General features: G+C 65.7%; 1 protein-coding gene. It reads right to left on the minus strand.

The window, feature by feature from the left end:
• Positions 1-722: efflux RND transporter permease subunit (locus L6R21_28080; protein ID MCK6563065.1), on the minus strand; the 722-nt coding region annotated here is incomplete at both ends.

The raw sequence follows: 722 nt of genomic DNA on the forward strand, positions 1-722 counted from the left end.
GCGCGAGCGTGCTCAAGGCCACGAGCAAGGTCAGCGCCTGGCGTGCCAGCACCCATTCGAGCATCTTGCCGTAGCGCGCGATCACGCGATCGAACACCCGACCGCTCGCGCGGTAGAACCAGCCCTGCTGTTCATCAGGCACGTGTTTGAGCAAGCGCGCGCACATCATCGGCGTCAGCGTGAGCGAGATGACGCCCGAGAGCAGGATGGCCACCGCCAGCGTCACCGCGAACTCACGGAAGAGCCGCCCGACCACGTCGCCCATGAAAAGCAGCGGGATCAGCACGGCGACCAACGAGATCGTGAGCGAAATGATCGTGAAGCCGATCTGCTCGAGGTAACGGGCGATGTTTTCGATGACGACGATGGCATCGTCGACCACGAAGCCCGTGGCGACCACGAGCGCCATCAGCGTAAGGTTGTTGATGGAAAAGCCGGCGAGATACATGACCCCGAAGGTGCCGACCAACGACAGCGGCACCGCCACGCTCGGGATGAACGTCGCCGGCACGTTGCGCAGGAACAGGAAGATCACCAGCACCACCAGCGCGATCGTGCCCAGCAGCGTCAGGCTCACGTCGTGCAGCGCCTCGCGCACCGACACCGAGCGGTCGTTGACCGCCCGCATGTTGACCGACTGGGGCAGCTGCTCCTTCAGCGCCGGCAGCGCCGCCTTCACCGCGTCGACCACGCGCACCGTGTTCGCCCCCGGCTGGCGCTGG

Source organism: bacterium, from assembly GCA_023150945.1.
GTDB lineage: Bacteria > Zhuqueibacterota > Zhuqueibacteria > Zhuqueibacterales > Zhuqueibacteraceae > Coneutiohabitans.